Origin of the sequence: Anabaena sp. FACHB-83, from assembly GCF_014697485.1 — a bacterium.
In the GTDB taxonomy this organism is placed as follows: domain Bacteria; phylum Cyanobacteriota; class Cyanobacteriia; order Cyanobacteriales; family Nostocaceae; genus Nostoc_B.
In genome coordinates this window covers 86806-103798 of record NZ_JACJRY010000019.1, presented here as the reverse complement: position 1 = coordinate 103798, position 16993 = coordinate 86806, and the positions used below count along the sequence as shown (strand labels likewise).

General features: G+C 40.1%; 12 protein-coding genes. 7 read left to right on the top strand and 5 right to left on the bottom strand.

The genetic code is table 11. The features are described from left to right. Positions 1 to 193: 193 nt before the first annotated feature. The 3 genes from H6G79_RS21585 to H6G79_RS21575 form a co-directional block, all read right to left on the bottom strand. Positions 194 to 1456 carry a glutamate ligase domain-containing protein gene (locus H6G79_RS21585; RefSeq protein WP_190593972.1) on the bottom strand — a complete coding sequence of 421 codons (1263 nt, stop codon included), beginning with the start codon at positions 1454 to 1456 and terminating at the stop codon, positions 194 to 196. A 145-nt stretch (positions 1457 to 1601) separates the two neighbouring features. Continuing rightward, entirely contained in the window at positions 1602 to 1727 is a 126-nt protein-coding gene (locus H6G79_RS21580) for a photosystem II protein Y (RefSeq protein WP_096581838.1), read from the bottom strand. Positions 1728 to 1903: 176 nt separating this feature from the next. Beyond that, positions 1904 to 2431 carry a gamma carbonic anhydrase family protein gene (locus H6G79_RS21575; RefSeq protein WP_190593970.1) on the bottom strand — a complete coding sequence of 176 codons (528 nt, stop codon included), beginning with the start codon at positions 2429 to 2431 and terminating at the stop codon, positions 1904 to 1906. 241 nt (positions 2432 to 2672) lie between these two features. Here H6G79_RS21575 and H6G79_RS21570 point away from each other — a divergent pair, with 241 nt between their 5' ends. The 7 genes from H6G79_RS21570 to H6G79_RS21540 all read left to right on the top strand — a co-directional run bounded on the left by H6G79_RS21570 (position 2673) and on the right by H6G79_RS21540 (position 11612). Continuing rightward, positions 2673 to 3185 carry a TIGR02652 family protein gene (locus H6G79_RS21570; protein WP_199331560.1) on the top strand — a complete coding sequence of 171 codons (513 nt, stop codon included), beginning with the start codon at positions 2673 to 2675 and terminating at the stop codon, positions 3183 to 3185. A 78-nt stretch (positions 3186 to 3263) separates the two neighbouring features. Further along, positions 3264 to 3707, top strand: a complete 444-nt coding sequence (locus H6G79_RS21565) for a VOC family protein (RefSeq protein WP_190593968.1) — start codon at positions 3264 to 3266, stop codon at positions 3705 to 3707. A 149-nt stretch (positions 3708 to 3856) separates the two neighbouring features. Continuing rightward, positions 3857 to 6724, top strand: a complete 2868-nt coding sequence (locus H6G79_RS21560; protein WP_190593966.1) for a pitrilysin family protein — start codon at positions 3857 to 3859, stop codon at positions 6722 to 6724. Between the two features lie 127 nt (positions 6725 to 6851). After that, positions 6852 to 7343, top strand: coding sequence for a plastocyanin/azurin family copper-binding protein (locus H6G79_RS21555; protein WP_190593964.1), 492 nt, complete (start codon positions 6852 to 6854; stop codon positions 7341 to 7343). Between the two features lie 313 nt (positions 7344 to 7656). Continuing rightward, positions 7657 to 8484, top strand: a complete 828-nt coding sequence (map, locus tag H6G79_RS21550; RefSeq protein ID WP_190593962.1) for a type I methionyl aminopeptidase — start codon at positions 7657 to 7659, stop codon at positions 8482 to 8484. Positions 8485 to 9007: 523 nt separating this feature from the next. Further along, positions 9008 to 9955: a UV DNA damage repair endonuclease UvsE gene (uvsE, locus tag H6G79_RS21545; protein WP_191049369.1), complete on the top strand. Its 948-nt coding sequence runs from the start codon at positions 9008 to 9010 to the stop codon at positions 9953 to 9955. Positions 9956 to 10013: 58 nt separating this feature from the next. Beyond that, on the top strand, positions 10014 to 11612 hold the full coding sequence (locus tag H6G79_RS21540; protein WP_190593110.1) for an Hsp70 family protein: 1599 nt from the start codon (positions 10014 to 10016) through the stop codon (positions 11610 to 11612). 311 nt (positions 11613 to 11923) lie between these two features. Here H6G79_RS21540 and H6G79_RS21535 read toward each other — a convergent pair whose 3' ends face one another. Both H6G79_RS21535 and H6G79_RS21530 read right to left on the bottom strand, forming a co-directional pair. Beyond that, complete coding sequence (locus tag H6G79_RS21535) at positions 11924 to 14446, bottom strand: CHAT domain-containing protein (protein ID WP_190593111.1); 2523 nt, start codon at positions 14444 to 14446, stop codon at positions 11924 to 11926. Next, on the bottom strand, positions 14427 to 16958 hold the full coding sequence (locus H6G79_RS21530) for a filamentous hemagglutinin N-terminal domain-containing protein (protein ID WP_190593112.1): 2532 nt from the start codon (positions 16956 to 16958) through the stop codon (positions 14427 to 14429). Before H6G79_RS21530 ends, H6G79_RS21535 begins: the two co-directional genes overlap by 20 nt. Positions 16959 to 16993 lie beyond the last annotated feature (35 nt).

Genomic DNA, 16993 nt, shown 5'->3' with positions numbered 1-16993 from the left:
AATCTTTTTGTTTATCAAAACAGAATTCAGTAGCCAGCAGCCAGAATTCAGAATTCAATTTTGTGTGACACTTCTCCTGGCGGAGACGCTACGCGAACGGCAAGCTTAGTGCATCGCTGATGGATGAATAAATGGATTTAAAACCCCCCATTAATTGATTCTGACTCCTGAATTCTGACTTCTGAATTCTTCTTCAAGAAGGATTTAATGTTCCTAAAAAGTGTCCGATTAGATAAAGAGAACCACACAAAACGACTAAATTATTTGTATTAGTAAAAGCTGATGTTAATGTTGATGATACATCTGGATATGTTTGACACAAATTTAGTTGAGGGCAAATATTATTAGCCAGATTTGCTAATTCTTGCGGATTGGCTGAATTGTTATCTGGAACTGGTACTAAATATAATTTATCGTTTGTTTGTAGTAGGGCTTGGAAAATTTCTGTATGGTCTTTTGTGGAGAGCATACCAATTATCCAAGTTACATTTTCGGGATTTAGACTATCTACGTAATTACGTAAGACTTGGGCTGCTGCGGGGTTATGTGCGCCGTCAATTAATAATTTATGGTTGTTCCAAGTTAGCCATTGCATTCTTCCTGGCCATTTGGTGTTTGCCATACCATTGATAATGGCTGATTCCAGAATTTCCCAACCTTGTTGTTGGAGAATTTCTAAGGTTGCTAAAGCTAAAGCTGAGTTAGCTAATTGAATTTGCCCTTGTAATGGTAGAGGGTATTGAATTGAATTTGGAGGATATTGAAGTGATTGATATTCTGCCCAGCTTGGAGAGATTTGCAGTGCTGGTTGGGGTGTAAATATTGGGCATTGTAATTCTGCGGCACGCGATCGCACAACTTTTTCGGCATCGGCTGGCAAGGAACCCATGACAACCGGACACCCAGGCTTAATAATTCCGGCTTTTTCTCTAGCAATATCGGCTACTGTGGGGCCTAGTTGTTGCCAATGTTCGCGGCTAATGGAAGTAATCACCGTCACCAAAGGTTCAGAACAAACATTAGTCGCATCTAAACGTCCCCCTAACCCAACTTCTATCACGGCAATATCAACTTGCTGCTGGGCAAAATACAACCAAGCAGCCGCAGTAATAATTTCAAACTGAGTCGGATATTCGTCATCACCAGAAACAGCCGCTTGGACTTTTTGTAAAAGCTGACTTAATTCCTCAGCCGAAATTGCTTGTTCATTGATACAAATTCGTTCTGTCCAATCAATTAAATGGGGCGAAATGTAACGCCCTGTCCGATAACCAGCTGCGGTAAGTACTGAAGAGAGATAAGCACAGACAGAACCTTTCCCATTTGTCCCAGCAACGTGAATGACTGAGATGCGTTCATGAGGGTTGCCCAGGTTTGCCAATAGTTTGACAATCCGCGACAGTCCCAGATTTACACCAAAATGTTGCAAAGGTTGAAGTACAGAATCGATATTCACTGGAAGGGGAGTGGGGAGTGGGGAAGTAAGGGGGCAGGGGGCAGAGGAGTTTAACTAATGACAAATGACAAATGACCATTGACAAAACCGACTGCCCAGATTTCCTAGAAACAGTCGGTTGTAAGGTGATAATGTAAATTTATGTTTATGCTTCTCTATTCAAAAAGTTTTGCACTTGTCTCAAAGCTGCTGCACCGATGTTAAAAACAGCCCAGCCAGCAGCAACAGCAATAGGCGCTAAAACGATCGCTACACGAAAATCGATATCCATAATTTAGAACCCCTCTGTTAAGTAGAAATTAAAGTTTTATCAACTCTTCTCATCTTTATTTTTAGCCCAAGTGGGCATTTTTTCCAACTAGGTATGTAAAGAAAGATTACAGTGGGGTCAAGAACCATTTGTTCATCTCCCTTGTCTCCCTTGTCTCCCTTGTCTTCCTCTCTCCTTCACCCAGCCTCAAAACCCAAATCACTGCCTTTGCCCGCATGAACCAAGGCTAACTTTTTGTAACGTTCAGCATGTTCTATGAGTTCGGCGGCTTCGGTGGCGCTGATTTGACGCAACACTTTGCCAGGAACGCCGACAACTAAAGATAAAGGCGGTACATCTTTGGTCACAACTGCGCCTGCACCGATAATACTGCCAGTGCCTACTCTGACTCCATCTAAGACGACTGCCCCAATGCCAATTAAACAGCCGCGCTCAATATGGGCAGAATGTATCACAGCGCGATGTCCGACAGTCACATGATCTTCTAAAATAGTGGGCAAACCAGGATCACCGTGCAGAATGGCTCCATCTTGGATATTGGTGCATTCACCAATCTCAATCCGCTCTACATCTGCCCTGACTACTGCTCCATACCAAATACTGGCTCCGGCTTGGATTGTTACAGCACCAATCACCACAGCGTTGTCTGCAACGAAGGCTGCTGGAGAAAAATCAGGAGATGGCCAGTAAGAAGCGGTAGACACGATAGAATAGGAATATGGTACCCAGGAACACTGGAGAAACTCCAACCTTTGAGAAGCTGGTTCAAAACCAGAATATCATGTTGTTAAACCTCTACACTGAGGAAAACACAGTTTACAATTGTTCTACACTGCAAATACGTTTCCGTGCAGTTACGAACAATTAACTTAAAGTGGAGGAGCCGAAGTGTAAAATCGAACCTAATGGTGCTAGTGAAGAAGAAATTATGTTTGTACGCACTTCATGATGAATCCAGGTTTGCAGTACCCAATATTTGGTCACGAAATTCAGTGTCCCCACTGTCGGCAGACTATTCCGGCTTTGACACTTACAGATACCTATCTTTGTCCTCGTCATGGCGCATTTGAGGCCAACCCTAAGACTGAGGAGTTAATTCATCTACAGTCAGGTCGTCATTGGCGCAGATGGAATGGGGAATGGTATAGACAACACACTCATCCTGATGGGATACGGTTTGAAATTCACGAGGCTTTAGACAAACTGTATACCCAAGGCTACCGAGCAACAAAGGTAATTATTGCCAGACGTTATCAGGAATTGATGAGTGGTTATTTAGAACGCAGTACCCCTTGGCGTTCTGGACAGCCAGAGACGACATCGGCGCGACTTTATGGTTTACCAGTAGAATTTAGTCCCGATTCCTCAGAAGAACCCTCCTGGGAAGTGATTAATTTCGACTTGGAAAAAGAGCCGGGAGTGCCTGTGCGCTATCCTTATTTCAGGTTGTTTGAGTAAATGTCATTGGTCATTGGTCATTAGTCATTTGTATTTACCAGTGACTAATGACTATTGACTAAGGACGAATGACGAATTATGCACCACGCCTCTATCCGCACTGCGAATATTCATCGCGCGATCGCATTTTATGAATTGTTGGGGTTTAGCGTATGTGAACGCTTTACTACAGGCTATACTCTGGCTTGTTGGATGGAAGGCTTGGGTGGACGCATTGAACTGATTCAAATTCCCCAGCCAAAACCTGCGCCTGATGCGTTTGATGATGAGCATTATGTGGGGTATTATCATTTGTCTTTTGATTTAACAGCAGTCACACCAGATTTACCTAGCTGGTTAATCAACTTAAAAACCAGCTTTGCATTAGCAGCACAAAATCAGCCAGAACAATTATCACCCCTAAAAATCCTGTTAGAACCTACACAACAGCAAATAGGCGATCGCATCTGGGAAGTTGCCTTTATTGCAGACAGTGATGGTTTACCTTTAGAATTTATTCGGGCTTTAACTAAACTCGGTTAAATCAGCTTATCTCTTTATATACTTTTTGTTATTGGTCTAATTTTTCCTTGGTAGTGTCGCTGATTTCAGTAATCTCCAAGAAATAATAGACTGTTATTCATGGCGTTTATAAATGTGTATTTTAATTTAATAAACACATCTACCAAAAAATGGCTCCGTTTTTTATAGGGTATAGATATCGTTGGTCATTTTTATTTTTAAGTCTGTGGATAATCACAGTATTTTGTTTAAGTGATCAACCTGCTGACAGCAAGTATACGGCTAAAATCAAATCTAACAATATTCAAACACAATTGATTGCAACTCATATAAATAACTCAAAAATTACCGCCAATGTCCGTAAAACAGTATTAGAAAATGGTCTAACTGTTTTAACAAAAGAAGTGCATACCGCACCAGTTGTTAGTGTACAAATTTGGTACAAAGTTGGTTCACGCTATGAAGCACCAGGAACAAACGGGATTGCACATCAACTTGAACACATGATGTTCAAAGGTACAAAAAATCGTCCCGTGCAGTTTGCGAGATTATTTAGTGCTTTAGGTAGCGATTCCAACGCTTTTACAAGTTATGAACAAACAGCTTACTATGGCACTGTAGAACGAGAGAAACTCAAAGCACTGCTAGTTTTAGAAGCAGATAGAATGCAAAATTCTCTGATTGAACCAGAGCAACTAGCAACGGAAAAACGAGTAGTAATTTCAGAACTACAAGGTTACGAAAATAGTGCTGAATATCGCCTCAACCGTGCTGTTATGCAAGCTTTGTTTCCTAATCATGCTTATGGATTACCTGTGGGTGGTAACAAAGCAGATGTTGAGAAATTTCAAGTTGAGCAAGTCAAGGAATATTATCGTAAATTTTACACTCCTGATAATGCTGTATTAGTAATTGTGGGAGATTTTCAAACGAGTAAAACTCTAGAAACTGTTAAAGAAATATTTGGGAAATTGCCGAGGAGGCAGGAGGCAGGGGGAGAATCTTTTACTCAGCACTCAGCACTCCCCACTCCCCACTCCCCACTCCCCACTCCCCTAATCCTACGAGAACAGGGAGCAGCAGCGATGCTGCAAGTGGTTTATCCACTACCTGATTTGCATCACCCAGATATTCCGGCTTTGGAAGTGATGGATTATATTTTGACAGAGGGGAGGAACTCACGACTTTATCAGGCTTTGGTGGAATCTGGTTTAGCCAGTGAAGTGAATGCTTCTGTTTCTAGCTTGCAAGAGGCTGGCTGGTATGAGTTGTTAGTGACAGCAGATGATCATCAAGATTTGAAGAAAATTGAAACAGTACTCAATCGGGCGATCGCTAATTTAGTAAAAAAAGGCGTGAAGCCGGAAGAATTAACCAGGGCAAAAATGCAGTTAGAAGCTGGGGTGATTTTGAGTAATCGGGATATCACCAGCCAAGCAATGCAATTAGCTAACGATGAAATAACTGCTGGTGACTATCGTTATACTGACCGTTATTTAGCGGCTGTTAGTCAAGTCACAGAAGTGGATATTGTCAATGTAGCCAAAAAATATCTCCAACCAGAAACTCGTGTTGTTGGATTATTTCAGCCGACTGAACAAAATGTAACGGAAACGGGTAAAAAATTAAACTTAAATCAAACTACAGAAAATTTATCTGCGGCTGCTACACCTTTGGCTGTGTCAGAAATAGATAAATATTTACCCCCCCTCGAAGAAACAACAGATGTTGTGAAAAAAGTCTCTCACAACACAAGTCAAAAAAATTCTCACCTGACGTTACCAGAGCAATTTAGTTTAGCTAATGGTTTAAAAGTATTACTATTACCTGATAAAAGTACACCCACTGTAACTTTAAACGGTCACATCAAAGCCGGAAAAGAATTTGATGCAGAACATCAAGCAGGATTAGCATCTTTGGTGGCTGATAACTTAATGAGTGGGACAAAAAGCAAAAATGCTTTAAATCTGGCGAAAGCTTTAGAAGAAAGAGGCGCATCGTTGGATTTGACTGCTTATCGTGAAGGTGTGCGAATTGAAGGCGATGGTTTAGCAGTAGACTTACCAATTCTGATTGAGACTTTAGGAGATGCGGTGAAAAACAGTACATTTCCGAAAAAAGAATTGGAATTAAATCGCCAGCAAGCTTTAACTGACTTGAAACAAGAATTGGATGATCCAGCAGAAGTCGCAAAAAGAATTTTTGTCCAATCTCTTTATCCGAAACAACATCCTTTACATACTTTTCCCACAGAAAAGAGTCTGAAACAAATTAAGCGTGAGGATGTAATTGCGTTTAAAGCTAAATATTATCGTCCAGATACAACGGTGCTGGTAATAGTAGGAGATTTTGAACCTACCCAAGTGCGATCGCTCATCGAAAAATCATTAGGCGATTGGCAAGTGAGTGGTCAACCACCAACAATCCAATATCCAAATGTAAAATTACCAGATAATCTCTTACGTGTAAACCCGGTGATGGCAGGGAAAGCACAAGCGATTACTTTTATGGGTAACACAGGTATTAACCGCCAAGACCCACGCTATTACCCAGCTTTAGTCTTAAATCAAATTTTGGGAGGCGATACATTATCTAGTTATTTAGGTGCAGAAGTACGCGATCGCCAAGGGTTGACTTATGGTATATATAGTTACTTGCAAGCGCAAAAAAATGCTGGGACATTTTGGATAGAAATGCAAACTAGTCCTGAAGATAGCAACAAAGCGATCGCGAGTACCCGCAAACTTTTACAAGCAATTCATCAGCAAGGTGTCACAGCCAATGATGTAGAAACAGCTAAAAACACCTTAATTAGTAACTACAAAATTTCCCTCGCTGACCCTGAAGAATTAGCACATACAATGCTGATGAATCAGGTGTATGGAATGGACATCACAGAAATAAATTCCTTCGCTGATAAAATCAAACAAGTTTCTCTTGCTCAAGTCAATCAAGCTGCTCGTGAGTTACTCCACCCAGATAAAATTGTAGTGGTGACCGCAGGCCCGGCTGTAATTGCAGATAAAAATCATGAATGATTTGAGAGGCTAGTACAACAAGGCAAAAGTAAAAAGAAAGAATATTTATACCAAAAGCCCAACCTGTACTAGGGTGTAGAGGCTAGATGAGAGTAATTGATAATTTTATACAGGGGTCAAAAAACTAATGAAAAAATTTTTAGTAACAACAATCAGACTTCAGAGTTTATACTTCATACTTCAATTCTATTTGTTACTTAGCCTGAGTTTTGTTAATTTTACGCCATCAGCTATTGCAGCAAATCTTCCTAGCGATTTGCTCAAACAACCAGCTACAGAAATTACAGTTAGCTTGGGTAATGCGGCTAATGAACTCAAATTTGAACCCAATCATTTCGAGTTTATTGCAGGTAAACGCTATCTACTGCAACTCAAAAATCCCAGCCAATTAAAGCATTATTTTACTGCTAAAGATTTTGCTGATGGTATTTGGACGCAAAAAGTAGAAGCGGGAAAAGTAGAAATTAAAGGGGCTATTCACGAACTAGAACTAAAACCTAGTGCTGAGGCTGAATGGGTTTTTGTCCCTTTAAAAAGCGGCAAATATAACTTACGCTGTACTATCCCAGGACACACAGAAGCGGGAATGACTGGAGAAATCATCATCAGTAATTCATAATTACTAGTACTTACGCAAAAACACTCTCGAATCCTCTTAACTTCGTGTCCTTTGCGCCCTTTGCGGTTCGTTTTTTCATGATTCTGCGTAAGTCCTGATTACTTTTGGCAAATTAGTTGTTTTGTCTTAAAATTTATCCGCGTTTATCTGCGGTTAATGATTTTTCTGGCTACCTCTAATCCCCCAAGCACAGACACTAACAAACTTTCAAACCTATTACCTGCTATAACTTAAATATAGATATAGTTTCTCAATTATTCTATAAAAAGCACGGAATCCGTAGCGACAAAGCATCAGCAATTATTATCAGCACATGAACATATTTAGCAACTTGCTTTCTCAACCAGTTAAAGTCACACCGTCACCAAAACAGCGTCGGGGAATTGAAATCAAATCGCCGCGTGAAGTGGAAATTATGCGGCAATCTGCGAAAATTGTCGCAACGGTGCTGAAAGAAATTTCTGAACTGGTCAAACCAGGAATGACAACAGCCGACTTGGATGCTTACGCGGAAAAACGCATCCGGGAAATGGACGCAACACCGAGTTTCAAAGGATACCACGGCTTTAAAGGCTCTATTTGTGCCAGTATCAACAATGAAGTAGTACATGGTATTCCTAGTCCTAAAAAAGTTATTCGTACTGGGGATGTATTAAAAGTAGATACGGGTGCTTATTACCAAGGTTTTCACGGCGATTCTTGCATTACAATTGCGGTGGAGGAAGTCACTCCAGAAGCCGCTAGACTGATTCGTGTAGCTGAGGAAGCTTTATACAAAGGTATAGAACAAGTGAAAGCAGGTGCATATCTGCTTGACTTAGCTGGAGCTATAGAAGACCATGTAAAAGCCAATGGTTACAGTGTGGTAGAAGAATTCACTGGACATGGTGTTGGTCGGAATTTGCACGAAGAACCATCAGTATTTAACTTCCGCACCAGAGAAATGCCAAATGTAAAATTGCGTGCGGGAATGACTTTGGCAATTGAACCAATTTTAAATGCAGGTTCTAAACATACACGCACATTAGCTGACCGTTGGACTGCGGTAACGGTAGATAATTCTCTATCGGCACAGTTTGAGCATACGGTGTTGGTGACGGAAACTGGTTATGAAATTTTGACCGATCGCACTAAAGTATAGCAGGTGATAGGTAAGCCGTTTATATTGCCTGATATTATGACTTTCGTGGCGATCGCAATTCATCCCAACAGCACAGTTGATAAGTTAATGTTGGGATGAATTTTTGCTGTTTAAGTTCTAATAGGGTGATGAGAGTTGATTTCTCAATTTCTGCTCTAATCTATTAAACAATGAGTAAGAGTTGGGGGATTCTCCCCCAAACCCCCGATTGGGCCCCAAACCCCCTCCAAAATCATTTTTTCGTTTTTTATTAGTTTTGTTGTAATTTAGTGTTCTTTAGGACTTACGCAACTGGCAGATTTTTTCTGTAGGGTGTGTGACGCAACGAGAAAATTTGAACGTAGTCATCAGATTTATAGCGTCACGCACCAACCACCAATTGTGACACTTACGTAAGTCCTGTTCTTATCTGAATCCTATTGATTTAAGTTCAATATCTAGAAAATTCATCCTAGAGGAACTGAACACAGAAACTAGAAATGAGTTCAATCAAGAAATAGGTAAAACTTTAGCATTGGCGAACATGACCACCATTGAATTTCAAAATCTAGCGAATCAACAGCGATCGCCTCAAACTATTCTGCCAAACTTAGGCTTAGTTTGTATTACAATTTCTCAAAAAGTCCGCTTTAAAACAATCACACGCACACGCTATTTAAAACTATCCCTAAAAGAACGAGAAAGTATCTTGCGAGAGCTTTATCAACATAACTTACAGCGATTGCATGATGCGTTGACTTTTTGTGAACAGCATCAAATTCGCCTTTATCGTATGACTTCTAATTTATTTCCGATGAATGATTTAGAAGACAAAATTGGCGAAAATCTCTTAGAAGAAATGGCTGATGAGTTGGGCAAAATTGGTCAACGTGCAGTCGCCCTTGGTATCAGAATGGTATTACATCCTGATCAATTTGTGGTGCTGAGTTCCGATTCACCAGAAATTATACAAACCAGTATTAATATCTTAGCCAGACACGCGCGGGACTTAGATTTACTTGGTTTACCTCGTTCGCCTTGGTCGTTGATGAACATTCATGGCGGTAAATCGCAACGCGCCGAAAAGTTGATACAAGTGATTTCAGAATTACCAGAAGCGATTAAAAGTCGGTTAACTTTAGAAAATGACGAATACGCCTATAGTGCCAGTGAAATTTTAGCAGTGTGCCAAGCCGCGAAAATTCCCTTGGTGTTTGACGCGCATCACCATATTTGCCACGAAAATTTAGACAGCTACAATGAGCCGAGTGTGGCTACTATGCTTGAGGCGGCTAGGGAAACTTGGACAAATCCAGATTGGCAATTAGTTCATATTTCCAACGGTGAAACAGCCTTTAAGGATAGAAAACACAGTGATTTTATTCATGCTATGCCTGATATTTATCATCAAGTACCGTGGATAGAAGTAGAAGCCAAACGCAAAGAAGAAGCGATCGCCCATTTGCGTAGTTGGTGGCTTGTGGGACAATAATATTTTTGTTGAGAAAATTTGGCGCTACCTTGCCTTGGCATGGAATAATTAAGAGACTATGGCGATCGCAATCGATTTTGGTACTAGCAACACAGTCATTGCCCGTTGGAATCCCGTCACCCAACAGGCGGAGACTTTGAGTTTACCTGGTTTATCAATTCAACAAAGTCTCAATCCTCCACTCATTCCCAGCTTGGTATATGTGGAAGACGCAGCCCAGAGTAAAGTTTTAGTAGGGCAGCAAGTACGCGATCGCGGTTTGGATCTCAAAGGCGAATCTCGATTTTTCCGTAGTTTTAAGCGCGGTATCGGCGCAGAAATTCAAGGCTTTTTACCGGAATTAGACGGACAAGCCGTCACCTTTGAGCAAGTTGGACAATGGTTTCTCAATCAAGTAATTGAAAAACTAGCACCCTTAGAAGGTGGCTTAGACTCTCTGATATTAACCGTCCCCGTCGATAGTTTTGAAGCTTACCGCCACTGGTTAGGTAAAGTTTGCCAAAGCCTCCCAGTCGAACAAGTGCGGATGTTGGATGAACCCACAGCCGCCGCCTTGGGTTATGGTTTGGCTGATCAAGAAAATCTTTTGGTGATTGATTTTGGTGGCGGGACTTTAGATTTATCTTTAGTTAAGTTAGATAAAGGCGCACAAGGTAATACTAAACCCATCGGATTTTTGCTGAAGTGGGGGAACAAATCGTTAGCAGAAGATTCCAAGCAAAAAGTCAAAATGGCGCGTGTGTTGGCAAAAGCTGGACAAAATTTAGGTGGTACAGATATTGACAATTGGTTAGTTGATTACTTCGCCAAAACTCAAGATTTGGCGGTGAGTCCATTAACAACGAGATTAGCTGAAAAAGTCAAAATTCAGCTATCAACTCAAAACCAAGCTAGTGAAGTTTATTTTGATGATGAAACATTTGAAAGTTACGAATTAAATTTAGACAGGGATAATTTAGATAATATCCTCAAAGAACAGGGATTTTTTGAGCGACTAGATGAATCAATGACCAATCTGTTGCAGCAAGCACGCCGCCAGGGAATTGAACTTGCAGATATTAATGCTGTGTTGTTAGTTGGGGGAACTGTCCAACTACCAGCAGTGCAGACATGGGTAAAACAGTATTTTGCACCAGACAAAATCCGGTGTGAAAAGCCTTTTGAAGCGATCGCCCAAGGTGCATTACAGTTATCTCAAGGCGTGGAAATCAAAGACTTTCTCTACCACAGTTACGGGATTCGTTATTGGGATCGACGTAACCAACGCCACAGTTGGCATCCGATTATTAAATCAGGGCAAGCTTACCCGATGAATCAAGCTGTGGAATTATTCTTAGGCGCATCTGTAGAGAATCAACCCAGCATTGAGTTAATTATTGGGGAACTAGGTGCAGATACAGGCAACACCGAAGTTTATTTTGATGGCGATCGCTTAATTACTCGCCGTCTCGATAGCGGTGAAACCACCGTCAAACCGTTGAATGATAGCGCAGGCGCAAGAACCATTGCTCAACTTACACCGCCAGGGTATCCGGGGAGCGATCGGGTAAAAATCCTCTTTCAAGTTGATGAACAACGGTTTTTACGCATCACCGTTGAGGATTTGTTGACGAATGACACCTTGTTAGAAAATCAGCTTGTGGCAAAGTTGAGTTAAAGTAATAAGGCATTGTTTGTCCTACCGCATAAAGATTTTATAGTGCAATACGGTTCAGTTAAGAAAATAAATTAACTGCTACACATAAAACAGAACTATTTTTTGGAGGGGGTTTGGGGGAGAATCCCCCAAGTCTTGGTTCTTCTGAAATCGATAAGCTGACAACGTTAACTGAACCGTATTGTTTTATAGTGAATTTGAGGGTAAACATTGACCTATTCCTTTCTCTATCAATTGAGCTTACACCCCATACCCTTTCACCCATACACCCAATCTCCACAGACAATCTGTGTACGTAAATCCTGTTGATATTAAAGCCAATTGCCTACTAAGACAAAACCTGACCAAAAATAAGGACGATTCTCTTTTTTTAATAAAGCTAATTGAGCCTGCTGGAGTGCTTTAGCTCTGCTTGTTCCTTTCTTTAATTCTTGATAAAAATAATTCATGATTTCACTAGTAGAAAAATCATCGATTGACCATAGACTTGCTAAAGTGCTTTCTGCTCCTATTTTAACGGTGATTCCAGCTAATCCTAACGTTGCTTGGCGATCGCCTGTAGCAGTTTCGCAGGAGCTTAAAACTAGCAACTCAATAGAATTAGAGCCATTGAAACTACTTGGTTGCAGTAGGTCAACTAAATCTTCTATCTTGAGTAGTTTATCCCAAGTGAGAATAAAGGTTTGATCAGGGTTAGAACTAAATTGACTGTGGGTGGCTAGATGAACTACAGAAAAATCTGATGATCGCAGTTTGTTTTCTATGTTGATTCTCGTAAACTTATTATTGAGAAGACTTTCACTTTGGGGTATTTTTGTCTGGATATTCTCTAATTCTTTCTTAACATTAGTTAGAGGAGAAAATTCTTGACCTGCAATAGAGCGTTTTTCGCTAACTCCTGCTGCTAAGACTTTCATTGACGAATTGCGTAGAGGTTTAGCCTCAAAAAGTTGTAAAGTAGGTGCTATGGCGATCGCATACTTTTCGATTAGATATTTTTGTTGTTCTTTATCATATAAAACTGACATAGGAATACTACGCAGATTACCATCTAAGACAAAGACCAAAGTTTCTATGCTGTTAGATTTTAAATCGGCTTCTAGAGGACGAATTAACCAATCATAAACTTGTTGAGATAAAATTTTTACTTGAAACGCTTTAGTTACATTAGGCAAATATTTTTGTAAATTATTGAGAGTTGTTTCTACATTTTCCTTGGATATGGAAGTTGCATAATATCGCAGTTCTTGTTGTTGGGGAAATTTTAAAATAATCGCTAATTTATTTTCTAGAATAATAGGATAAATAACGGCTGCTTTGGTATCGCTTTTTTCGATAATTTGATCAATTTCAATTCGAGGTTTTAAACAAGGCTCTTGCAAAAAGTTTTCTATTTCGGCTAACTGTAATGACTCTATTGTATTTCGGGCTTGCTTGAGATTATTATTTGCGTTTAACTCAGAAGCCTCTTGATTTAATAAGAGTAAATTAACCAGTTGACGATACACTGGCTCAACTTTTTCCCGAAAAGAAAACTGTAACTGAGAGTTGATAGCAGCCAGATCAAGCCGCAGAGATTTTAATGTCTCAATAGCTGCATTATAAGCAGCGATCGCCTCTTGAATATTCCCCTGCTCTCTGAGAATATATCCGAGTTGCCATTGCCACTGATAGGACATATCATTAGCCGAAATTGTTTGCGCTTGTATAAGTGCTTTTTGCGTCAGGGCTAAAGCTTCTGAGTATTGCTGGTTCTGTTCATAAAGCCAAGCCAGATAGCCAATAGCATAAGATTCAGCACGCTGATTACCCAGGCTTTTTGCTTGTCGCCAAGCTATGATCAACTGTTGAGCAATATCTTTCACATCAACAGTTTTGATAGGGGAGAATTGATTAAAACAAATTAAACTTTGAGCAAAATTAATGTGGTTAAAAACTGTAGCTTGCTCAATAGGTAATTCCTCTAGCTGTGACTCAATTTGTGGAACTAAATTTTGTGCTATTGTTAGCTGATTAATTTTTAGCAGCAGACTCAGATAATTGAGTTGTGCTTGCGTCCAAATTTGGCTAGATATGGATTTAGCTGCGGCTTTTTGATATAGCGAATTAGCTTGCTGATAAAATAAAATTTCAGCCTCATCCTTAGCTTGCTCTTCACAACTTAAAGGACTAGAGTTTTGTTGATTAATTCTGCCTCTTTGAATTTGTGTTCTTTCTCCTAAAGTTCGTTGAGCATTGCCTAAACTCAACAAGGCTGAACTTTCTAACGTTGGTGATGATAAATTTTGAGCAACTTGTAAACTGATGTTTAATACTTTGATTGACAAATCTGGGCGATTGAGTTTTTGCAACACATCGCCTAAACTCTTCAAACCATTGGCTGTACTCAGAGAATTTTTTCTCGATGCAAGGGTTGACAACCATGAATTGCTTTGTGAACTGTTACGCTCTTGGGCTAATTTCCGGCAATCAGGCTGGTTAATGTCAAAAGCTTGTAATATTTGATTGCAGGCTTTGAGATCCATCCCGTTAGCTTGCAGAGCTTCGGCAACATTAATTAAATTTCGCAGTTTACCTTCTTCATTACCTGCTTTTTGGTAAATATGAGCCGCCTGCTGCCAAACGCTTACAGCTGCGTCAAATTGTCCAGCTTCGTAAAGGACTTTTCCTTCAAATTCTAATTTTTCCGCGTTGATTGCAGGTGTTGTTGCAATTGCCAGATCAGATAATAGACCTGAAACATTGATAAATAAAATTATCCCTAACAAAAAAAAGATAACTATTTTTAGTCGCTGGGAAAATCTGTAGCGCCAATTAGTTTTTCTCAGAACCATAGCATTTATTAGCAATATGCGGCTTGGGGATAAAGTTCAACGTCACTTGTCCTTGGTGATCAAAAGTCCAACTATTGGCTTCAAAAATGGGAGTAATATTTAAGTGTTTGTTTGGTGTGTTAGTGGTGAGAGTATTTTCAGAAACAGCGATCGCAGGAACACGTAAAGCATGATTAGGTTGTGGTGGTATACCTCCTCGTCCTGTAATGATAAATTGGCTTTGGGATTGCCTACTAGCCACGGTTGATGCTGCACACCCTTGAGTAATCAGCCTGCTAACATCGACCACATTTGTGGGTAAAGCCGCTAACTCATTGCTGATATCTGCATTTGGAGTATTAATAATAATTTCACCGTTGAGTAGGGGGTTTTGTTGGGAAAAGGCAGTGATATCGCTGCGCTTAGTTAGGGTTTCACTTGTTTCGATGCCAAAAATTCCCTGTGCATTAATCCGAATCAAGCCACCTTTACCTGAAAAAGCATTGGCAGTAATATCGCTATTTTCATCGGGAACAGCGACTAAAAATTTGGTGTTAATGTCAATATTGCCGCCATTACCGCCTGTTTCTTGCAGTCCGGCGGTGGTGGAAATGCTGCTATTGTCTCTGAGCAGCAGTAAGTCTCGTACCTGCAATTGAATATTACCACCTTCGCTGCTGAATGTATCTGCCAATAACCGCGATCGCCCTTGCAGAGTTAGATAATTAGTTGTAATTTTTAAATCCCCTACATTCGCCTGTCCATTTTTTCTCGGAGCAGTATTAGCAACAGACACACTAGCACCATTAGTTAATGTTATCTGATGAGTATTAATTACAATTGAGCCAGAATTACCTGTGGCAATTGTTGGCAGTCCTAAAATAGCTTGTAGAAAATCAGGCGGAGTCACAATATCAGAGCTAATTCGACTATTGAGAAATGTTGTACCGACAGGACTAAAATCGAAAGTACTGGAATTAATAATTTCAACAGATTCTTTGGCATTAATTGTGATGTCACCTGCATTACCGCTAGAATATCCACTAGAGAGAATTGCACCGCCGTTTTTGAGTTGAAGGATAGGGGTATTAACAAGAATTTGTCCTCCGTTACCCTCTCCAAAAGAGTTGGAAACAATTGCACTATTAGAAATTGCCGCATTAGAATTACCCTCAATATTAATTAATTTATTGGCATTGATAATCAGATGACTGGCATTTCCTTTACCTAATGTGGAATTTGTAATCTGTGCGCCATCTCGAATTTCTAAAATATTAGTTGATACTGTCAATTTTCCTGATGAGCCAGTGTTAAAGGTTGCCGTTGTAATTGCACTCAAATCAGTAGCATCAACAGCAGAACTGCCCCTCATACCAATAAAATCATTAGCTTGAATATTAATATCCCCACTGTCTGCTGCACTAAAGGTTTGGGCAACAATCGTACCTCCATCATGTAGTAACAAACGAGGTACAGAAATGTTAATATTCCCTCCTCTGCCATTACCTAATGATTGAGTAGCAATCCGACTGGAAACTGCTGGATTTGTACCACTGATCACTAATGACTGAGTTCCAATGACTTGTATATCCCCACTGATTTGTTCACCCAGGGATTGTCCCACAATCATTGAGCCATCTTGTAAAGTGATGTTTCTACCCCTTAACTGAACTGTACCTGACTTCATTCCACTAACATCTACTAGTGCCGCAGATTGCAGGTGAATATTTCCAAATTGGGTATTAGGTGTTGTATTAACGGTTGAGAATTTATTCCCTTGTCCCAGAATCCATTCACCATTACTCAAAGCTGTTAAATCAATTTGACCAGAGTCAGCAATGAGTAAACCGCCATCAAGGCTGATGTTTCCTGCTACTAAAGCTAAAGTCCGACCAGGAGCAACTTGTAAACCTGTATGTTTCGCTGCTCGTCTATTGAGTAAAGATAAACCAACTCTGGTGATATTGTGACCCGAACCTTGCACTTGAATCGCACCTGAATTAGCTCCAATTTGTAGTCCAATTGGTATACTAACTGTTAGCAGAGGCTCGGTAGGTTCTTTGGTACTAAATTGCGAACCATCGGCGAATTTTATACTCGATGCTGTCGAAGCGATAAAGGAACCATTAATATTAATCTGTGCATTACCTCCGAAAATAATGCCACTAGGATTTATTAAGAATAAATTGACGGGATTTTGGTGATTGATGCTCTGAATCAAGCCATCGATATGAGAAATACTACCGCCAGTCACACGACTGAAAATTGTTGATATATTGGGTGTATTTCCTAAATCAAAGGTAGCAGATCCACCTGTAGGAATGGAAAACTGACTAAAACTGTGGAATAAATTGTTATTTACCACAGTGCCGTTTTCAATGATGAAATTTTGAGCATTGGCAGAATTGACAGTTGTATTGAGTGTACCATCAGAAACAACCTGTGCTTTAACGCAGCTAGACCAGAAAAGCATTGTTTCTAAGATCAGCAGCAAACCATTTACTGAACCTAAAAAAACCAAGGTTGATTTCATTACTCAATCGCCATATTTTTTAATAAAGATGATTA